Origin of the sequence: Pandoraea sp. NPDC090278 (genome assembly GCF_044772185.1) — a bacterium.
Classification (GTDB): Bacteria; Pseudomonadota; Gammaproteobacteria; order Burkholderiales; family Burkholderiaceae; genus Pandoraea.
This window is the reverse complement of record NZ_JBIVYJ010000012.1, coordinates 1-20,043: the sequence shown is the minus strand read 5'-3', so window position 1 is coordinate 20,043 and position 20,043 is coordinate 1. Positions and strand designations below refer to the sequence as shown.

Here is a 20,043-nt window from a genome sequence, read left to right as displayed (position 1 = left end):
GCCGAATAAGCAATTCGGGAAAGGCAAGTTTCGACCGCTACGAATGGCTGACAGAGCTTAGCGTACGATTTTTTCCGTTTCGTGAGCTGGCCCCTGGTTGGACGGTGAGGAAAACACTCGGTCGAACCAGCCAAGCTTGCCGATGTGCTCGGTGTGAATCCAGAACTGGTAGAGCAGCACAACGAGGCCGGCCAGCGCGAACTGCTCCGGCGCCACACCCAGCACTGCCATCGGCAGGTAGAACGGCCAGCCAAGGATGTCGACGGTACTTTCCTGGCGCAGCGCTGTAGAGAGGTTGAAGTGCTGGCTCTGGTGATGCACCGCGTGGGCGGCCCACATCACCGCACTTTCGTGCCCCATGCGGTGCAGCCAATAGTCGCAGAAGTCGAACAGCACGATGGCGATCAACCAGCCGTACCAAGCGTGCCAGATCGGCGAGTGGGCAAACAACGCCACCTGCCGGAAGGTCAGTGTGTAAAGGCCGATCTGGAACAACTGGGTGACACCGACCACCAGTTGGCTCAGCAAGCCCTGGCTCAAACTACTCAGCGTATCGCTAAGCCGGTATGTGTTGTTGCGAGTTGCCAGGCCGTAGGCGAATTCGCACGCCATCAGCACGAAAAACACCGGCAAGGCGTAGACGATGATCTTATCCATTCGATAATGTGACCGCGTACGAACAGGCGGGTTAGAAGCCTAAAGTGCGGATGATACACATTGGCCGGTCGGTCTGGCGACTAGGAGTCTGTCGGACTTGATCGACGCCGACGCCCTTCAGCCCGAAAGTTGAGGTCATGACGATACGCTGGGGACGACTTTGCCTTGCTCACGCGCGAAATTTGCTCAATTTTTCAGCAAAAACACTTCTATTGCCGAAAGTCCGACAGCCTCCTTGTTGGCCGCGCCCCTAGCGTCGCAAGGCGTGGAAGGCTACGAGTCACTGATAATGTACTTTGGCGCCCCTTTCGTCGAACGCTCCGTTATGGTGAGCTCTTCGAGCAGGCATGGCTCGAGGATGCCGACAGGGCAAAATCCGATCAAGAACTCCCAGATTCCATCAAACCCGCCGTCCTGCACCTTCTCTCGGACGATACGACGCTCGATGCACGCCCTCTGCGTGATTTCTGGGTGCAAGCCGAGCTGCTGGAACACACCTGGCAGCAGTGGAGCACTTTGCTCGCGCAGCTACCGGCTCTGTTGCAGGAAGCCGGTGTCCCAGGGGTAACTCAGGCAACGAAGCGCAACGTACTGGAACCCATGGCGCAGCGGATTGAGTACCTTCGTGCACTCGTCCAGCAGCCGTAGCCCAGAGATGTTTCCGTCTAAGCCTTACCTGGTAAGCCTTTCGCGGGGATTTTCCATTTATGGGCGTTGGGCAATTTTTGCCATAAACGAAACCTTTCACGTCGATTCCCCTGCAGGCGACAAGGTATGCGGTGCGCTCTAACACCGCAATGTGCGCACTTCCGGCGCTGCCGCTCATGGTCCGCCTCAATGCCCATTCACTGACTGGCCCAATTTACTGCAATCGGCGCATGGCGTCACGGCAGCGGCGCTAGCCATGTGCACAACCCCACCGACGCATTCGGTGCTCACACAGGCCCTCTTTTCCTTGCCTTTGCCGAAATTCGACTGATTCTCTAGTCATATCGTCCTTTTTGAAATAAAAAACAATTAATTATCGTAAATATGTCAAATAAAAATTATACGAATATCCATTGATATAACGTCGATATCATTTGCGATTTATCTTTCTTGGTTTACAATGACCTCATTGCCGGTCAGCGCCAGACCCTTACCCCGCAAGGACCCGAGCGCGAGGCCCGAGCCCTTTTCGACGTCCGACGCACGCGGGCAGGGCAGGGGACAGGCGCAAAATTGGTCGTAAATCAGAAAGATTCGCGCCGAGCCCCGAGCTCGTCGACCGCGCCCCGGGCGCCCGCAGTCCCGTTGCTTGCTCGCCTTCGTGCTCGCCCATGACCCAGACGCCGCGCTCGCCCCACGAAACGCCTCAACTGCCCGCCGATGGGCCAGCCGACGACGTCACCGACGTACCGTTCACCTTCACGCCGCCTGCCATCACCCCGGTGCGCGCACCAGAGCCCTTGACCACGCCCGCCACGCCCGCCGCGCACGCGGCGACGCTGTCAGCCCCCAGCCGGTCGGCGTTGAGCCCGGTCGCACCGGTTGACGCCCAGCCCGAAGAAACTGGCGTGCTCGGTGCCCACCCCAAGCGAGGCCGGGGACGGCCGCGCAAGCACCCGCGTCCGGACGCCGAGGCCCTAGCCCAAGCGGCGGCCGCCGCAGGCGCCGATATCGGCCCGCCAGCCCCCAAACGCGGACGAGGACGCCCACGCAGTGCACCTCCCCTGGCACAGGCGTATCGCGAGGCGCAGCCGGCGCTACCGCCCGTGCGAACGCCGGGCCCGCGCACGCTCTCGCCGCGCGAATACCTCGGGCTCGACCATTTCGCGTTCTACCGCGGCTATCTGGAAGGTTTAGCGCTCGAAGTGATCGCCGAGCAATACCTGGAGACGGGGCTGGACCTGCGTATGGCCAGGACGACGCTGTCGTGGGTGCGCGCGCGCCTCATCGCCGGCGCGCGCCGCGAGGAGGACCGCGCCGCCGTGCGGCTGCTCGCCATCGAGCGCGAGCGGCTCGCACCGAGCGCCGACGCTACTCCGGCGGGCGAGGGCGGGGCCACACCCGCCGCCGCCCAGCTGCCGCCGTCACTGGAAGAGTTCGCCGAGGCGCACGACCCGTACGAGGTCTACAGTCAGGAGGACCTGCTCGCGCTGTACAGGCAGACCTATCCGAATGAAGGCGCGAGCAAGGCAGACCTGCGACGGGCCGAGCGCAACGAGCGGCTGCGCGAGCAGCAGATCCGTGCGCTGTTCCGCTTGCAGCAGCTGCTCGCGACCAAACCGAAGCCCGAGCACCACGTGGCCGGCTGGTTCCATCCGGCCATCGGCGAACGGCTGGAGGCCGCCGGGATCTATACGGTGGTGGATCTCGTGAGCTTCATCGAGCGCTGGGGCAAGCGCTGGCACACGCGTGTGACGCGCTTGGGGCCCGCCACGGCCGAGCGTATTCTGGTGTGGCTCAAGGACAATGCCGCCACGCTCGGGCGTGAGATCGACCCGCGCGCGCTGGTGCCGCGACGCAGTGTGGCACCAACCGTGCTGCGCTCGCTCACCGTGCATACCAACACCATCGCCCCGCTCGAGTATCTGGCGGTGCCCACCGAGCTCTCGGGCGAGTGCGGCCTCAACCGCTACCACGGGGATCTGAACTGCTCGATCGGGGCGAACGACGACCTGACGGCGATCCGGACCTGGCTCTCGCTCTTCCCGAACGAGGGGCTCGGCAACACCGCAGTCACCTACCGCGGCCACGTCGAGCGCTTTTACAACTGGGTGCTTAACGATCGCCAGAAGGCCTTCTCGGACGTGACGGTCGAGGACGTGGTGCTGTATCGGGCGTTCCTGGCCAACCCGCAGCCCGCCGCGCGCTGGATCAACCCCAAGCGGGGCGTGCCGCGCCACAGCCCGGACTGGCGCCCGTTCTCGGGGCCCGTCACCGACGTCACGGTGCGCCAGGCCATGACGGCGCTCTCCTCGTTGTGCGGCTGGCTCAACACGATGCACTACCTCGGCTCAAACCCCTTTGCGGGCGTGCCCAAGCCGAAGGCGTCCGGCAGGGCCGGGAAAATGGACGTCGATCGCAGCTTGTCGCGCGCGCAGTGGCAGGCCGTGCGCGATTATCTGGCCACCTTGCCGCAGTCGCACCCGGCGGTCATCCGCAAGCAGTTCCTGGTGCGCTATGCGTACGCCACTGGCAAGCGACTCTCGGAGATTGCCGCAGCGCGTGTGGGCGACCTGCGCATGAAAGCCCTGACCGAAGGCGAGTGCTTGGTGCTCTCGGTGTTTGGTAAGGGGCAGAAGCTGCGCGAGATCGAACTGGCGCCGGCCGCGCGTGAGCTGATTGTGGGCTATCTCGTCTCGCGGGGCTATTCAGACGACATCACGCAGATTCCGCCCGAGGCACCGATCGTGGGGCGTCTGGTGCTGGATGCGCAGAAACCATACGGCGTGGACACGTACGAGAAAGGGTGGGATCCGGTCGCCGAGGCGGTCGTGATCGCCTCGCCGCTGGACGATGACCGGGTCGCTGTGATCTTGAAGGATGTCTTCGCGGAAGCGGCCGACTACATCGAGCCCACGAGCCCTGCCGACGCCGCGCGCCTGCGCGAAGCGACGCCTCACTGGATGCGCCATACCTTTGGCACGCGAACGGCCGAGCGCCTGCATGGGCAAGAGGACCTGACAGTGCTGCGCGACCTGATGGGCCACGCGAGTATCGCGACGACCAACCAGTACCTGCACACCGACGCGGATCGTCGCGCGCGGGGCATGGCGATCGCGGTGACCGCGGAGGATCTGGCATAACTCACGCTCCGGTGATTTGACTTGAGCTACGGCGGGTTGGAGATCGGCACAGGTCCATAGGGATTGAGCCTGTCATAACCGGTGGCTTTTCGCCTATTAACCGATAATTTTCATTTAATCGGCAGATAAACACCGGTAACGATGCATTGAATTTCCTCATAAAATCATCTATCATAAGAGGCAGATTTAGGTTAATTAAAGCGAATTCAAGAGATCAACCGGCAGAAATCGGGCGATTATGAGGTGTTGATATGGCAACCGCGCATACGGTCGAAGAAATGGAGTCGGACCTGGGTGACAAGCTCAAACGACTGCGTCTGAACAAAAATCTAGATCAGCAGTCGTTGGCAGCACGGGCGGGCGTCAGCGTGCGGGCATTGCGCAGCTTGGAAAGCGGGGAGGGGTCCACCATCAAGACGCTTTTGAGCGTCATTCGTGCGCTCGGCCGCGAATCTTGGCTCCAAACAGTGGCGCCCGTACCAACGATTAATCCCGCGACCTTTACAACGCGCGCGGCAACCCGTCTGCGGGCATCAAGCCCGGCGACAAAGCTGAACGCGGCACAGCGCATCCAGTCGGCACGATCGTTGACGCCGACCAAACCACGCAAGCGAGACGACGATCAGGACCAATAAGGACACAATGGCGACCACCAAAAAGCCCAAGAAGAAACGCTTCTCCCATGTCGAGAAGGTAGACGCCTACCTCTGGGACACTCGGATTGGCTCCGTTGCCCTGGATCCCGAGTACGGTTACTACGCGTTCGGCTACGCGCCGACCTTTCTCAAAGATGGTATCGAGCCCTCACCGCTGCATATGCCGCGCTCTGAGGAACCGTACATATTTACCGACCTACCGGATCCCACGTTCAAGCGCCTGCCAGCAATGCTCAGCGATGCATTGCCTGACGATTTCGGCAATGCCTTGATCAACCGCTACATGGCTGAGCAAGGTATCCCCGCCACAGATGTCACTCCCTTGGATCGGCTGGCGTACATGGGCAACCGCGCAATGGGGGCCCTGACTTTCAAGCCGCAGCGTGGGCCGGCCAAACATAAGCCGACGGCGATTGCACTTGGCGCCTTGGTAGAACAGGCTCGCCAAGCCGTACAGGGCGTCGTAGACGACGAGGATCACACCAACGCCGCACTGCGCAGCATCATCGATGTGGGCACTTCAGCCGGTGGTGCGCGGGCCAAAGCTGTGATCGCCCTCAACCCCGAGACGCAGGAGATCCGGTCGGGACAATTGGACGCCCCAGAGGGATTCGAGCACTGGCTCCTCAAGTTCGATGGGATGGGTAAGGACCACGAGCTCGGCGCGTCGCAGGCCTATGGCCGTATTGAGTACGCTTACCACCTGATGGCTCGCGCCGCAGGCATCGATATGTCGGATTGCGACTTGCTGAAGGAAAACGGCCGCGCCCACTTCATGACGAAGCGCTTCGACCGTGAAGGTGCCAGTATCCGACACCACATGCAGACGCTGTGTGCTATGGACCATCTTGACTACAAGAAGAAAGGCACGAACGCCTATGCACAACTGTTCACCGTAATCCGCCAACTCGAACTTCCCTACGAGGCGCATGAAGAAGCATTCCGTCGGATGGTTTTCAACGTCATGGGCCGCAATTGCGACGATCACACGAAGAACTTCTCATTCCGCTTGAAGCACGGCACGACCACGTGGGAATTGGCCCCTGCGTACGATGTCACGTTCGCGCACAATCCCGAAGGTGAATGGACGAATCAACACCTGATGTCCGTGAATGGCAAATTCAAAGATTTCACCGAAGCTGATCTCCTTGCCGAGGCGGATCGTTTCGGAATTGGGACTGCAAGCGAGGTCATCAAACAGGCCCGCGCGGCGATCAGGATCTGGGATGAGTGGGCAAGCCTGGCCGGTATCCCAACCGAAGAAATGACAAAGATCCAAAAACAGCACCTTCTGCTCACCTAGGTAATAGACCGGGGTCCACACGCAGCAAAGCCCACCGCCCTGGTGGGCTTGCCGCGCTACCAGTTCAGGCATCGATCAACGAAAAATGCTGGCGGGTGTGTGACTCAAAAAACTACCAGTCAACCCTCGCTCCGTCAGGCGCCATGAAACAACTTAAGCATGTTGAGAATGGCCGGCAAGATCCCCCTCACAAGCACGACAGGTGTCGGATACTCATCCTAGGCAGTAGCGCTCGTGCATGTCAGCACGCCGAAAACCGTAGCTGAACCGACAGGCAATCTCCGCGGGCTGCGAGATCAGATTCACCACCGCAGCGCGATACTCCGCGTCAGCACTCACAAAATGGTGCCAAATCATACGCGAAGTGTTGCTCGTTTCTCCAGTAAAAACCAACGCCAGCGCAACACTTCAAATTGGTACCTGTTGTAGCGGCTAAGTTGTAATGTCCGGTTCCAGCCAAGTTCAAATGTCCGTGTTCGAGCCGTTCGTGTGGTATTCAGATGCCCCGATCATGAATGCGAGGCAACGAATCGATGGCGCGAACCGGAGTCATTACAGTGAGCTGCAGGAACTGGATCGCCTCAAGACCATACAGGCGGTCATCAGGGACGTCTTAAGTCGGTAGCCGCCGCGCAACGTCTAAACGTGACAGACCGGCAAATCCGCCGGCTGTTGGAGCGATATCGGCAACACGGGCCGGCGGGCCTGGTTTCCCGTCGATACGGTCGCCCGAGCAACAACCGGCTCCCAGCGTCGCGTGAGGCCGTGGCTTTGACGATTATTCGCGAGAACTATGCGGACTTTGGACCGACGTTGGCTTGCGAGAAGTTGCGCGAGATTCACGGCCTATGCCTTGCCAAAGAGACTGTACGTAAGTTGATGGTCGCTGGCGGGCTCTGGATGCCACGCGCTCAACGACCGCCAAAGGTTTACCAGCCACGCAATCGCCGCGCCTGTCTCGGCGAGCTTATTCAAATCGACGGCAGCGATCATCGCTGGTTTGAGGATCGAGCACCGGCCTGTACGGCATTGGTTTACGTCGACGACGCAACCAGCCGGATCATGGAAATGCGCTTTGTGCCGTCCGAATCCACGTTTAGCTACTTTGAGGCGACCCGCGCGTATCTTGAGCGTCACGGCAAGCCAGTGGCGTTCTATAGCGACAAGGCGGCAGTATTCCGCGTCAACAGCAAGGCTGCCGCTAGCGGCGACGGCCACACGCAATTCGCGCGAGCGTTGTTCGAGCTCAACATTGAAGGAATCTGTGCGAACAGCAGCCAAGCAAAGGGGCGCGTTGAACGCACGCATCTAACCTTGCAGGACCGGCTGGTCAAGGAACTGCGCTTACGCGGTATCAGCACGATGGAAGCGGCCAATGCCTTCATGCCGACCTTCATCGCGGACTACAACGCCCGGTTCGGCAAACCGCCACGCAATGAACACAATGCTCATCGTCAACTTCACGCCGATGAGAATCTAGATCTGATCTTTACCTGGCGCGAGCCGCGTTGCGTATCCAAGAGTCTCACGCTCCAATACGACAAGAAACTGTATCTCCTGACGGAAACGGCGGAGACCCGCAAACTGGCGAGCCAGTACATCGAGGTCTACCAATACCCGGACGGCAAGATTGAACCACGGGCGAATGGTGCCGCCCTTCCCTACACCATTTACGATCGGTTATCAGAGGTTGATCAAGGCGCCATCGTAGACAACAAGCGCCTTGGACATGTGCTCCAGCTCGCCCAATACGTCCAAGAGAAGCGAGACAACCGGCGGTCCCAGTCGCTGCCGTCGGCGACGGTAGAGGACGTGCCCCGCAGGCGCGGCCGTCCGCCTGGCAAGAAGTCGCAGCGATCGCTTGGGCAAGACGACATGCTGGAGGCATTGCAACGCCTGCAAAAGCGCGAATGGCCGTTAGACGGGACAGCAAGACAATAGCCAGCTTGCTCCGCTTGCTATTCAAAAGCCTCGGGATGATCTGTTATCCATTGATACAGCTCGCGTATTTCCTTCGAGGACGGAGCACCCAGATTACGGACCATCGGGACTGCCCTCATGAGCATTTGGAGCGGATGAACCTGAGCGACGTCAACCTCGTCCTCGCCGTCAAGATTGGCGTGTTTCGCTTGGTTGCGGCCATTGTTTAGTACGGCGTAAATTACTCCGCGTCTGGCTTTATCCGGCAAGGTCGAGTCCGTATCTTCCAGATGGAACTCGGCAATGTATTCAGCGGCAGTCGGAAGCCCTTTTCGACGGCAAAGGCCGTCCAAGATGCCTTCGGCTGCTCCGGCCAAAGTAAGCGATGACAGGTAGTCTTCCTCGACAAAAAGCCTGATCGCAACGTTGAGCTGGTGCATCGCGGCATCAAGCTTTGTGAGCACCATCATCCCCCCTTCGTGATCGAGTGGGGCGCTTCGCCGTCAATTTTCAACTGTGCGAGCACCGCTAGGCGCCGTAGATATGCATCCATATTCGCAGCGCTTTCTGTCGGGACACAGCTGTCGTTGTAGAGGAATACAAGCGCCGGATTTGGGTTCCCATCGTGGGAAATTTTGGCCGCACGCTGTGGGGTAAGCCCTTTGATTTTTACTAAGGTAGGGTGGTCTGCATACGTGATGAAGTCTCTGGTCCAGAACCCGACAGGCTTGTACTCACGATTGAGCACTGCATATCTGCCATCACTCTGCTGCTCCACGCAGTAAGGCAGAAAAGTCGAGCGGATGTCTCTCAGCGGCATTGTCCTCGTCTCCTGTTTGGCTACTTACGAAGTCTACCAAAACGGACATTTCAACTTGGCCGGGAAGCGGACATCTGAACATAGCCTTGACACCGTAATGATAGTTATGTTAAATCAGAAAAATAAATTGATAGTTATATCGAATAGCACTTCCTAAGCTCCTGCAGTACCGCAATCGTGACGCTGAAATGGAAAAGGCCGCCCAAACGGCGGCCCCCTAAGAGTTTCACGAGGCAATCCTATTAGCCCACGGTCACTTTCGCATTCCCTTCCTGTCGGCTCATTCGTCACGCTAGATAGTGGCTCGACGAACGTCCCCATGCGTTGGTCCGCCCGGACGCCACTTGCCAATAGATTTCTCGACAACATACCGACGGTCCATATTCGGGTCGAACAACCACACTATCGTGCGCTTCTTCGCTGGCTTCAAAATCAACACGGAACCCATAACGTGCGGCTCTCCCGAACAGCGTCATACATCCGGCTGGGCTCCCCTCCCCTTCCGCTGCAGTTTCAAGAAGCGCCTCGTACCTCGGACTCGTTGAGTTCCTTCGTATAGATCCTCTGGATACTTATGGGCTCGATGTGCAAAGCACATCGAGCCTTTGTTCCGGCAAATATACCGCTTTCGGTATATTAACTAACGTGCGTGAGCGTTATTCAGTTTGATCGCCTTTGGCGTCGCCACCGTCTGCTGCCACGCGCTCGAGAACCTGCTTGAACTCTACTTGGATTTTGTCCCGAGTGTCCTTCGGCAGCCCTTTGAGATCCAATGTGAGGGCGTCGTCGCCATAGGTCCGCATGAATCCCACCTGCCCTACGCCGCCGATCTTAATCGGCACACTGTTCTCTGCACGACGCCGACGATTGACCGTTTTAGCATCGCTCCCCCCGCTCAGAAGCTTGCCTGTGTCTCGTACCGAAAGGTCTTCCGTGATGATCTTCTTGATGAGCAAGATCACCACTTCCTCGTTTCGATTGCGTTCGTAGTAAAGGCTAATCTTATAAGCGAGATTGGTTCCGAACTGCTTGTCGCTCTCTACCATGACGCGGATGCATGCTTCGGGAAGTCGACCGACGGCCAACGTCTGCGACACAGTTGTCTCATCTTCGCCCAGTTCTTCACCGAGTGCTTTCTGGGAACTGAAAGCGCCATCGTCAAGCATCTTTCGCCAGACAAGAGCATTATCGAAAACCGTTTGGACTTCATGCTGAGCGTTCAGGTGGTGTCCCAACTTATAGCTGTCAGCATCGATCTTCATGTCGAGGACAATCGCCCGGACCGTCGGCAAATTCGCGTGTCTTAGCGCCTGTACTCTTCGTCCGCCATCAACAATGAAATACTTGCCAGGTCGGTCATAGTCCGGGACAACAAAGATCGGATGACGTTGGCCCATACTGACCAAACTCAGTGCGAGCTGCTCTAACGTCTTCTTGCGGTAGAAAATGCGAGGGTTATACGGACTACGCACAACGTCGCCCACCGCAAGCTCAATCACTTTGCCTGGCAGGTAGTTGGTGGCGTCGCAATACGACTTGTAAGCCGCCGAGTATGTATCCCAATCCACCGAGCCATACTCAATGACGGGAGAAGGTACGGTTACATCGCCCTCCCCTTCCGCCTGCTCAGCGGCTTTCAGCAGCTGATCAACATTGGCGAACCGATCCAATGCCGTCGGACTTGCCGAAACCCGCTGTGCTGTGAATGATTTGAGCATTTTGCTGCGTTGTGCGCTCGTGGCCATGTTCGTTCCTTTGTACGTATCAAGATTCCAGGAATTCCAAGATTTCCTTGGCAAGGGCGCGCACCTCCTTCGCCGCCGCTTTTCCTCCTCGATCGGTCATCATCAAAACCGACGTACCGAACGCCATCGCTTGCTTGTAGCACTCACGGGTGGGAATCACGGTTTTGAACGCCGGTATTCCCGTATCAGCAATCGCCTCCAGAATCCCCGCCGACAACGTCCGATTCGCTTCCGTCTTGTTCAGAAGCCAAGCGGCCTTGAGAGTCGGGTTGTGGATCCGTGCCTTCTCGATCTCCTGAACAAATTCAGCGCTCGACCAGAAATCGGCGGGGGACGGCGAAACGGGGATGATGACCAGATCGGCAACCATGAGCGTCATGCTGGTGATAGGGGTCTTGTCGTCCACGCTCGGCGGGCAGTCGGCGAAAACGTGTTTGAACTTCGAACTCTGCACGAATTTCTTCAACTCACTGTGGACGTTTCTTCCAGCTGCAGAGAGATTTCCCGTAACGAACCGGAGCCCCTCCCCTTCACCGGCCATGGAACTCCATTGAACCAACGTGTTCTGCCGATCGAGGTCGGCAACGAACGGGTCCTCTCCCATTTCCGCAAAGGCGTCTGCAATATTCCCAGCCATGGTGGATTTACCTACGCCGCCCTTCTGGTTTGCGACCGCAATCAACTTAGCCATATTTACTCCGTAAATTCCATAAAATAAAAATAGACGATTTTTCGTCAAAACTCAACCACGATATTCGACAAAATCGATAATGCAAGCTCCGACGTGTTTCTCCCGCAACAGAACAGCATCCGCAGCGCGTGTCGCCACTACGCAATCAGCACCAAAACTTCTTCGAGAACCTCAAGGACGTCGAGATCGGGTATCTGCCGAGAGCCGCCTGGGATCAGCCGTCAGATCACTGGATTTGTACGTATCAAGCGCATCACAAAATCGTCAGAAGTGCCGAAAAGTGTTGGTTGACCTTTGTACGTATCAAGAGCAATAGGGCGCATTAAACTGAGTCTTGATAACTGCGACAGCGCGTCTTGATTCAATGGCGAGCGTCCCAGTTGCGACGATCTTTGTACGTATCAAGAACTACAGGTCAACGCCCCGGATCGCAGCTCATGGTGAGCCAAAAGCGAGCGAGCATGGTTCGTTTCGCGGCTTTGCTCGACCCGACGACGATATCTCGAGCGTGGCTTTAGAGGCTCAGGTGCAATCGATCGGAATCTTGATACGTACAAAAATCCTCAAAGGACGATATCTATTGCAGTTTGTAAGCTCCCGTCACCGGACGTATCGAGAGAGGCGCAGCTATGCATCGAGGTTCGCTAGGGGAAGCGTGATGAGAAGGCCGATCCGAACGCATTTGTACGTACGAAGACCCAAACCGATTGTCGCTAAACTACATGAGCATAAGCTCGCTCTTGGCGCGACCGATGGCAAATTGTCTAACAGTACCATGCCGGAGCGACACCTCCACGCAACGTTGCTGCTCCGCATTGCGCCCATTGCTCGGTGATTATGGGCCGCCTCTGGATAAACGCGCGCCTCGAATCTTGATACGTACAAAGGTTGTTGGTTTGCTGCGAATTGAACCGTAAGGGGGATTTCGTGCCTGGGTAATTCCACGAGCTGATGGGAGTTATCGCGAAGAGTTGCGAAACCTCAGAGTGAGCCACCAGCGGCTTTTTCGAGCCACCAGTCGATATGGGGTCACTTTACTGCTAATCATGATGTCACTGCGAGTGACTCTCGGTTCGAGCAAAGAATGGTGCCCGCGGATCATGATTACACTATTCAGCGCCTCACCGCATGCCTTTGTACGTACAAAGGCATGGCTCCTCGACGGAAAGCGGGATTCAATCTTTTTTGAAAATGGCAGTCTGGTTGTGTATCAGATGCTCTATCAATGTGCTGCAAAAGCGAAATCTCGCTCGTCTTTGAAGTCGGAAAGACTTAGAAATCTAATAGTGGAAATAGAATAATTACCGCTTCTGCGATGTGAGAACGAACTTGAGCAAATCTTCCGATGTCGGTTCGCCCCAAACCTTGTAGGCCAACCATTGCAGAAAGCTCCGCTCAGCTGCTGGAGTAATTCTTCGTTTGGAGGAGAGGCGGAAGCGGTCGATCGACTGTTGTTCGTTATATTCGATAACCACTGCTTCCCGCTCGTTGTCGGCGATCTCTTCGAAATAGGCTTTCGCTTCGTCAATCTGCGCAGCCATATAGAGCTCTCGAACTTCACGCTGCGCGTCGTCGGTCCCTTGATCTGCTCCTGCAGACGAACCGCCTTTCCGTGCATTCGAGACGTCTTCGACATCCAGCGTCCAGCCTTGCGAGAGTGCCTTTTTGAAATAGGCTGAGAGGTTCGCGATCGGCTGTTGGTCCTGCCTCTTACGGCGATCCTCAACATAGTTGAGCGCCACATCAACTTTCTCCGCTCCGTAACGAGAGAAGAGGGTACGGGCGTCGGCTTGTTTGACGCCGATTGCTACCATTTTCGACACAGCGTCTTGGTCGTCGGTAGAAGGTGCCGCCTGCTTTTCCACGATCGAGAACTGGAGTTCGACGACCGATCTCCCTTCCTTGAATTCCGTCATGCTCACTACGTGATTGGAAGAGGCGTTCACCTCTGCAATCGCCGGCGCCAACACCGAGCGCTTGAACACCTTGTATTCCTTGTAAACGCCCTTTGCACCGTCCTCACCGACAAACATCTTCCGAAACGTCTTCAAATCGAACCGCTTTGTGCGCCCCAAGTTCTCGTAACGAACAACGTTCTGCCAAAGCGTTAGGCTATGGGGGCTTCGAAATCGATGCTCTACATTCTCATCGAGATAGGCGAACATGGTCGGATTGGTGACGATCTGCCTGACCTGTTCAGAAAACGTGTACTCCAAGGTGCCACCGCGAATCGTTGCGCTGGCCAATAAGCCTGAAGCAGTCCACTCGGTCTCTTGGCCCGATTCGTTAAGCACGTTCCAGCTCACCACAATCCCAACGAGTGAGCTAACGGTGTCCTTGATGTACTCGCGATTGTTGCTATTACTTAGTCGCAGACCTTCCCGCACGCTCTTCAAGGAAATGGAGAACGTCTCAAGTGGCTTTGCCTGTCCCTCTGGCGCGGTCTGAGTAGTTCTAAGAAAATCCGCATTCTGTTTGTTTGCGTTGCGGATGAGCATGTTCCAACCCCGTTGCTGCTGCAGCGTGATCGTCCCCTTCTTAGGCGCGATTTGGATTGCCTCGACTGCCTTCTTGAACAAAACAGGCACCTGGTCCGACGGGAACATTACCAGTTGGTTGCTCTGCGAGTCTGTGTTCTTTTTCGCCATAGAAGGATCGAGCGGTTGAGTGAGAGTACGAGTTGAGAGGGCGCGCGCGCGAGCTTTACCGCAAGAGGTCTGCAAGGACAAACGGCCAAAAATTCCCAAAATTATACACTTCGAAAATCGCTCATCCAGACGCCTCTTGCTAGGCATCAGCAGACAGGAAATTCAGAAGCGTAGGGCAGAAGTGCAGGGGACACCCATTGACCCAAAGTAATGCACCTATACCCTGTTCAGCCCTGAATGGATGACTCGAATGCGGACCAAACTCGTACACCTTTCAGCCTTGACAAGGAAATCCGGGACCAAACGCATACACCTATGCACTCAGTCTGTGAACGCATACTCTCGCCAAAATCACGATTTGACGTCGATTGGCCCGAGGTTGAATCAGCAGGAAGCAACCAAAACCGTTCACCTATGAGTGGATCGCATAGTCGTGCCATCCCGGATTGTTCGTCGACCAACTAACTTTTCCGGTAGAAACAACCAAAACCGTACACCTTCAAGCGCAGGAGAGGTTGATGCGACGCGCCATCGCGGGAAAGGACATCGAAGAATGGGATCGAGGATTAGTTATTAAAATACAGAGGCTTAGCTTACAAAATTAGCTCAGCACTTGAACCAAAGTAATACACCTAAGATCACCCTGTTCAAGCTCAAACAGCGAATCCGCTACATGCTCACGACGTAACTGGCATAAGGTTCGACAACCAAACGAGTTCACCATACAGCGCCGCCATGGCCTCACCTTTTTGCCCTCGGATCCAGACCTCAGTTCCAAGCTCAAGAAAAAATCACGCAAATTCAATGAATTACGGTGCGTCATGAAACCAAGCCCGCAACCAAGCTCATACACCTTTCTCGTCGAGGTTTGGGCCAGCGCACCCAAAAGTATTCACCTCAAGCCAGCTCGAAGGTGCACACCCATGGTTCCATGAATACAGCACCAAGCTTCCACACCTGACACCCATATCCATGCACCTGGAGAACCAGGTGCTTACACCATAGAAACCATATCCCCATACCCTAGGAACCAGAGCCGTACACCATTACAACCAATCACATACACCATATCGCCCGCTACCCCTTATCAGTAGGGGATCTCAGTTCCGTAAACGTCTGTAAACCGGGTAAACGTCATTAAACACGTAAACGCATCGGTGCATGTACATATAGAAGAAAAACCCCTGAAGCCCTGCAGATCTAGTGAACTCGTCCCGTTCAGAAGCGAATATCGCCGGAGACACTGCACCATTCGCGAGAACGGACACAGCGCCGCCCAATATCCTGTCGAGTAGGCAAATCCTTTGACTGTATTGCCACTACGAATTTTCGTTCGGTGGTATGGCATGGAGCGCCATCACCTACCGAATCAGCAACTTGAGCTCTGAGCGCGACTCACACGTGCTCCAAAGCGAATTCAGGATCAAGTACACACGACAATGCGCTTCGAATATCAGGAGGCCAAGGACCTGATCCGTTCGGTAGACCAGCAGACGAACGTCCTTCAACTGCTCGAGAACGCTGCAAACATGGACAGCGCGGCGTTCGACACGCACTGCTTACGGCTTGTGCACTCCCTAGCCGAGTACGTCTTGGCGTGCCCACTTAGAAAAGACGTCTACCACGGCCCTACCGGTGCCCTCCGGTTCGGACTATTTTCAGGCCTCTTCGCATTCAGAGTGGCTGACCAGAAGATTTTCACTACTGGTGTGGGCACCGAAATCCGTCGTCAACTGGATCCTCAATACCGATTCGCGGCGTTTGCCGCATGCCTCGGCGCTATTCCAGCGTTGATTCATTCGAATCTCGAAGTTCGTGACGCTACGACCGACCGGGTGTGGCATGGTTTTCGGCACAACGCACCGCTGGCTCAGTGGCTGAAAGAGTCTGGGGCAAAGAGCCCATACGAGATCGCGTGGCGAAAGGCTCCAGCCACTACAAGCCCGGCAACAGTAGCCGTACTAGCTACCGACGTATTCGGACAGGGCTTTTGGAACACCTTTGACCCGGGAGTCACGCGGGCAATGTATGACGCGCTAATGCCCGGGGATATGAGACCAGGAGAGACCCCTCTGACAACGACAGTCCGTGAAGCGCAGAGGCTAGCACGGGAGTACGAACTGAGGGCAGCGACCCGGCCATATGTGGGTACCGAGCCCCCAGCCGGGGTTTCGGCCGAAAGCTTGGCCCAGGCGATTGCGGATACCGCTCCGACGAAAGCTAATTCGGATGAAGCACCACCACTAGCAGATACTGGGGCAAATAGCGGAGGAGACCCGGACCCATCGCCCGAACCCGAAAAAGAGCTCTCTCTGTACGAGACTCTGCCGGCGGTACTGCAGCAATTCTTCACAGCAATACGTGCCGACGACGAGTACGAGAGATTGATGCAGAACATCAAAGCAACTGAAGCTGGAATCGTAGTACCTATCGCTGCCCTCGGAAGGTACGGCCTTTCTCCAACGTCCGTTGTAGAGCAGCTAAGCACGGTTGGCCTCGTTGCGGCTAAGGAAGGGCGAAGAATCGTCCTCAAGCATGAGGCGAAGGCACTTCTCGAGCGAGACCAAAAGTGAAGAAGACCTATCTCGACATGTTCCGCCCGAACTACGACGTGGCGGCCGCCGCGGCTTGGAGCGGAAGCCTTGCCGGAATGATCGGGACGCAACCGCCCTACTGGTGGGTGGCTGCGGCCGTCGCAGCTGGAATGTCGGCGAAGCGCATTAACAATGCGATTGATCTATATCGCTTCAGACAATCTCTGAGCGCGTTGCGCATTGAAACAGTCGACGTTCAGGAACTGCTCAATCGATCGTATGCCATGTACAAGCAAGACTGCTTATACATGGGCGAAGGATTCAAGTGGCAGCAGCAGCATTCGGAAATCGCGACGAACATCATGCGTGGCGAACATCAGGACATACCACCGCTGCCTGCGTGGATGCCCAATGAAGTCAGGGAGTGGCTGACTCCTAAGAACTGGGTCCGGATCAAGGACACGGATATTGGCGTCCCATGGATCCACGGAATCGAACCAGAGGAAATTCCGATCGGCATCCCCTTTGGGGCACTGACAGGCCACACGCTGATCACAGGAACGACGCGCGCAGGAAAAACAAAAATGTACGAGCTGATTACGACTCAGCTTGTCTACCAGAAGGGGAACACCTGTATCGTCATCGATCCGAAAGGTGATAAGGATTGGGAGAAGCGGTTACGTCTGGAATGCGAACGAGCGGGGCGAAAGTTCTTGTATATGCATCCCGCTCATCCATCAAAGTCCATCCGCTTAGACGTTCTCGCGAACTGGAACAACTTGGCCGAGCCGGCTACACGGATTGGCCAACTGGTGGACGCCGAGGGGACATTCGCGGCTTTCGCATGGAAGACGCTCTACCGCATCATGCGGGGCCAGGTTGCAGACGGACAGAAGCCAAGCATCCGAAGTGTCAAGCGTTACACCCAGATGGGTGTCGAGCCGTTGCTCGAGTCCATCCTGACCAAGTGGTTCGTTGCGAACCATCCGAGGGGAAGTGCGTGGGACGGCGATCTAGAGCAGTACGTGCAAGAGGCGAAGGGAATTCGCCTGGGAGCGATGATCCTGCTGTACATGGCGATCACTGGCGACGGCTCCGGCGACGAAACTATCGACGCGCTTATCGCAATGGTCAAGCACTCAAAGGAACACTACTCAAAGATGATTCAGGTGCTGGAGCCAATCCTTGAAATGCTCGGCTCAGACGAGATCGGGAAGCTACTGTCACCGGATCCTACGGACATCAATGATCCGCGTCCGATCTACAACATGAAGAAGATCATCGACGAAGGAGCGGTCTTGTATGTTGCGTTGGATTCACTTTCGAACAAGATCATCGGCTCGGCAATGGGGTCCATCATTCTTGCGGATCTCGCGAGCGTGTGCGGCTCCATCTACAACTTCGAGAATCAGAAAAACGTCTTCCTGTTCGTCGACGAGGCGGCAGAGGTCATCAACGACCAGTTGATTCAGATCTTGAACAAGGGAGGAGGTGCGGGCTTCAAGTGCTTCCTTGCAGCTAAAACGGATGCAGACTTTATCGCGAAACTTGGAAGCAAGGAAAAGGCTAGGCAGGTGTTGGGCAACTTGAACAACGTCATTTGTCTGCGCATCAAGGACTATGAGATGGCTAAGTGGATCGCCGAGTCATTCGGGATGACGGGCTATCGGCAACACTCCGAAGCACTATCCATGAATTCCGCGAGCGCCGCGCACCCAACCGAGTTCACCAGCGGACATACGCGGTCCGTTACTGAGAAGGACGCCCCATTCGTATCTCCGGATCTGTTGACTCGACTGCCCGCATTCAACTATTTCGCCTTTCTAGGGGGCAGTACCCTCTACAAAGGACGCTATCCGATGATCAACTGACGGCTCATACAATAATCAATCGACAGACATATGCCCGGAACCAACAAACAACTTCAAAAGGCCACGAGCATCAACAAGATCGCGCGAGGCGCAGGCCTTTACGCGGCGGCACAAGAGTTGTGGACTAAGCATCCCTATCTGAAGACCGTAGCGGATATGGTCGCGGCTCATCTTGGACCTGACATCCCCGGGAACTCGAATTGCCTTCTGGAAGACTGCCTGGTGGATATGATCAGTGCATTTCAGAGCTGCTCTCGGGATGGAAGGGATCCTGTACCCGAAGTCACAGTGGCGCTCATGCGTAGGGCCGCGCAGGTGTTCCGAGTCTGCGTAACGGCGGGAGTGCCGAGTGGGACGATTCAGTGGGATGCAATGAAGGAGTCGTACTACTCATTTCTAGCCGCGCACGATGGTGCAAGCATTTTGATCACTCGTATCGAAGGCGTCGATAAAGAGGAAATGCCGGGAGAGTCCGCTGCGCTCCTCGGTGCTCGTCTATTGCCAGAGCCGGCCGGGCGCCACATCATTCGGCTGGTCATTGCAGGCAACTCCGCGACGGAGGTTGCGTAATGGCCAGCGGCCAAGCGAGCGGATTTACTCAGAAGTTTTACTTCTGGGTCTTCGTTGCCCCGGTACTTTGCATCATCGCGGTTCCTCTGTTCCTTCCGGCGGCGAAGCTAAAGGTCCCAGAAGCTGAGGTCGAACTCCTCGCTAATACGGGCCGAAATGTTGATGCGGTGAACGATCGTGCGGGGGCCGCGTTCGTACGGTGGTTTGTCTCGACAGGATTGTACAAACCTTCCGTTGACCAGGTGCGAGACACAACGCCAAGGCCGGCGGCAAAGGTGTCTGACCTTCAGCACAACTGGTCGAATAAGGTCTGGCTGCTGGTCTACCGCGCTATGTGGCGGTGGTATGCCTTCTGGCCGCTCTATGTCACGGGCGTTCTCGGGCTAGTCCTTCCTTCACTAGTCGATGGACTGGTCGCTCGCGAGAAAAAGCGATTCAAGTTCGGACAGTACAGTTCGGTCGGATTCGGTATTGCGGGCGGCTCTCTTGGCCGCTCGATCAGCTGGCTCATCATATTGCCAATCATCCCAGTCACCATCACACCAGAACTACTCGGTGGCCTGTTCGCATTCGCCGCCTTTGTCTCTTGGTACGCCGCAACAAATTTCCAGCGCGGCCGTTAAGTCACTTCCACCTGCAGCCCGGGCATTGCAATTCGCAATGTGCCGGGTTCGCTCATTGCTTTCATCTCGAATCCCTGTAGCCCACTACACAGAATAGTGACCATATCGGTTGGCAAAGCCGACGTCTCCCCGTTCTCAGTAGCACCAGGCTTTAGAGTCCGGGGATTAATGTAACTCTTTCTTCGCCAGTTTCCGGGCGTAGGATGCGGGCGTT

The 20,043-nt window shown here is 56.4% G+C and carries 13 protein-coding genes and 2 pseudogenes; 9 read left to right on the top strand and 6 right to left on the bottom strand.

Annotated features, from left to right (window positions below; all coding sequences use genetic code 11):
- Positions 1–81: 81 nt before the first annotated feature.
- Positions 82–657, bottom strand: a pseudogene (locus ACIQWO_RS26535) (sterol desaturase family protein); the annotation flags it as partial.
- A gap of 165 nt (positions 658–822) precedes the next feature.
- On the opposite strand from ACIQWO_RS26535, the gene ACIQWO_RS26530 reads away from it, so the two are divergent.
- The 5 genes and pseudogenes from ACIQWO_RS26530 (at position 823) to ACIQWO_RS26510 (ending at position 8,348) form a co-directional block, all read left to right on the top strand.
- On the top strand, positions 823–1,305 hold the full coding sequence (locus ACIQWO_RS26530) for a hypothetical protein (protein ID WP_402830644.1): 483 nt from the start codon (positions 823–825) through the stop codon (positions 1,303–1,305).
- Positions 1,306–1,976: 671 nt separating this feature from the next.
- Entirely contained in the window at positions 1,977–4,448 is a 2,472-nt protein-coding gene (locus ACIQWO_RS26525; protein ID WP_402830641.1) for a phage integrase family protein, read from the top strand.
- 251 nt (positions 4,449–4,699) lie between these two features.
- Positions 4,700–5,083: a helix-turn-helix transcriptional regulator gene (locus ACIQWO_RS26520; RefSeq protein WP_402830638.1), complete on the top strand. Its 384-nt coding sequence runs from the start codon at positions 4,700–4,702 to the stop codon at positions 5,081–5,083.
- 7 nt (positions 5,084–5,090) lie between these two features.
- Entirely contained in the window at positions 5,091–6,407 is a 1,317-nt protein-coding gene (locus ACIQWO_RS26515) for a type II toxin-antitoxin system HipA family toxin (protein ID WP_402830635.1), read from the top strand.
- Between the two features lie 511 nt (positions 6,408–6,918).
- Positions 6,919–8,348, top strand: a pseudogene (locus ACIQWO_RS26510) (ISNCY family transposase).
- Between the two features lie 17 nt (positions 8,349–8,365).
- Here the strand turns inward: ACIQWO_RS26510 and ACIQWO_RS26505 are convergent.
- The 5 genes from ACIQWO_RS26505 to ACIQWO_RS26485 all read right to left on the bottom strand — a co-directional run bounded on the left by ACIQWO_RS26505 (position 8,366) and on the right by ACIQWO_RS26485 (position 14,231).
- Complete coding sequence (locus tag ACIQWO_RS26505; RefSeq protein ID WP_402830632.1) at positions 8,366–8,797, bottom strand: hypothetical protein; 432 nt, start codon at positions 8,795–8,797, stop codon at positions 8,366–8,368.
- Positions 8,794–9,147: a hypothetical protein gene (locus tag ACIQWO_RS26500; protein ID WP_402830629.1), complete on the bottom strand. Its 354-nt coding sequence runs from the start codon at positions 9,145–9,147 to the stop codon at positions 8,794–8,796. The genes ACIQWO_RS26505 and ACIQWO_RS26500 overlap by 4 nt, the downstream gene beginning before the upstream one ends.
- Positions 9,148–9,803: 656 nt before the next feature.
- A complete protein-coding gene (locus ACIQWO_RS26495) occupies positions 9,804–10,892 on the bottom strand; it encodes a ParB/RepB/Spo0J family partition protein (RefSeq protein ID WP_402830626.1) in 1,089 nt (362 codons plus the stop codon).
- A 19-nt stretch (positions 10,893–10,911) separates the two neighbouring features.
- On the bottom strand, positions 10,912–11,583 hold the full coding sequence (locus ACIQWO_RS26490) for an AAA family ATPase (RefSeq protein WP_402830623.1): 672 nt from the start codon (positions 11,581–11,583) through the stop codon (positions 10,912–10,914).
- Between the two features lie 1,301 nt (positions 11,584–12,884).
- A complete protein-coding gene (locus ACIQWO_RS26485) occupies positions 12,885–14,231 on the bottom strand; it encodes a replication initiation protein (protein ID WP_402830621.1) in 1,347 nt (448 codons plus the stop codon).
- Between the two features lie 1,439 nt (positions 14,232–15,670).
- Here ACIQWO_RS26485 and ACIQWO_RS26480 point away from each other — a divergent pair.
- Genes ACIQWO_RS26480 through ACIQWO_RS26465 form a run of 4 tightly spaced genes read left to right on the top strand, consistent with a single transcriptional unit; the run spans position 15,671 to position 19,829 of the window.
- Complete coding sequence (locus ACIQWO_RS26480) at positions 15,671–16,804, top strand: TraI domain-containing protein (RefSeq protein ID WP_402830618.1); 1,134 nt, start codon at positions 15,671–15,673, stop codon at positions 16,802–16,804.
- Positions 16,801–18,636, top strand: a complete 1,836-nt coding sequence (traD, locus tag ACIQWO_RS26475) for a conjugative transfer system coupling protein TraD (RefSeq protein WP_402830616.1) — start codon at positions 16,801–16,803, stop codon at positions 18,634–18,636. Before ACIQWO_RS26480 ends, traD begins: the two co-directional genes overlap by 4 nt.
- A gap of 30 nt (positions 18,637–18,666) precedes the next feature.
- A complete protein-coding gene (locus tag ACIQWO_RS26470) occupies positions 18,667–19,206 on the top strand; it encodes a hypothetical protein (protein WP_402830614.1) in 540 nt (179 codons plus the stop codon).
- Positions 19,206–19,829, top strand: coding sequence for a DUF4400 domain-containing protein (locus ACIQWO_RS26465; RefSeq protein ID WP_402830611.1), 624 nt, complete (start codon positions 19,206–19,208; stop codon positions 19,827–19,829). Before ACIQWO_RS26470 ends, ACIQWO_RS26465 begins: the two co-directional genes overlap by 1 nt.
- Positions 19,830–20,043: the final 214 nt, after the last annotated feature.

What these genes read in the sequence shown, in the direction of transcription:
- ACIQWO_RS26525 (WP_402830641.1), top strand. Translation starts at nt 1,977, where the DNA reads ATGACCCAGACGCCGCGCTCGCCCCACGAAACGCCTCAACTGCCCGCC.
- ACIQWO_RS26520 (WP_402830638.1), top strand. Translation starts at nt 4,700, where the DNA reads ATGGCAACCGCGCATACGGTCGAAGAAATGGAGTCGGACCTGGGTGAC.
- ACIQWO_RS26515 (WP_402830635.1), top strand. Translation starts at nt 5,091, where the DNA reads ATGGCGACCACCAAAAAGCCCAAGAAGAAACGCTTCTCCCATGTCGAG.
- ACIQWO_RS26505 (WP_402830632.1), bottom strand. Translation starts at nt 8,797, where the DNA reads ATGATGGTGCTCACAAAGCTTGATGCCGCGATGCACCAGCTCAACGTT.
- ACIQWO_RS26500 (WP_402830629.1), bottom strand. Translation starts at nt 9,147, where the DNA reads ATGCCGCTGAGAGACATCCGCTCGACTTTTCTGCCTTACTGCGTGGAG.
- ACIQWO_RS26495 (WP_402830626.1), bottom strand. Translation starts at nt 10,892, where the DNA reads ATGGCCACGAGCGCACAACGCAGCAAAATGCTCAAATCATTCACAGCA.
- ACIQWO_RS26490 (WP_402830623.1), bottom strand. Translation starts at nt 11,583, where the DNA reads ATGGCTAAGTTGATTGCGGTCGCAAACCAGAAGGGCGGCGTAGGTAAA.
- ACIQWO_RS26485 (WP_402830621.1), bottom strand. Translation starts at nt 14,231, where the DNA reads ATGGCGAAAAAGAACACAGACTCGCAGAGCAACCAACTGGTAATGTTC.
- ACIQWO_RS26480 (WP_402830618.1), top strand. Translation starts at nt 15,671, where the DNA reads ATGCGCTTCGAATATCAGGAGGCCAAGGACCTGATCCGTTCGGTAGAC.
- ACIQWO_RS26470 (WP_402830614.1), top strand. Translation starts at nt 18,667, where the DNA reads ATGCCCGGAACCAACAAACAACTTCAAAAGGCCACGAGCATCAACAAG.
- ACIQWO_RS26465 (WP_402830611.1), top strand. Translation starts at nt 19,206, where the DNA reads ATGGCCAGCGGCCAAGCGAGCGGATTTACTCAGAAGTTTTACTTCTGG.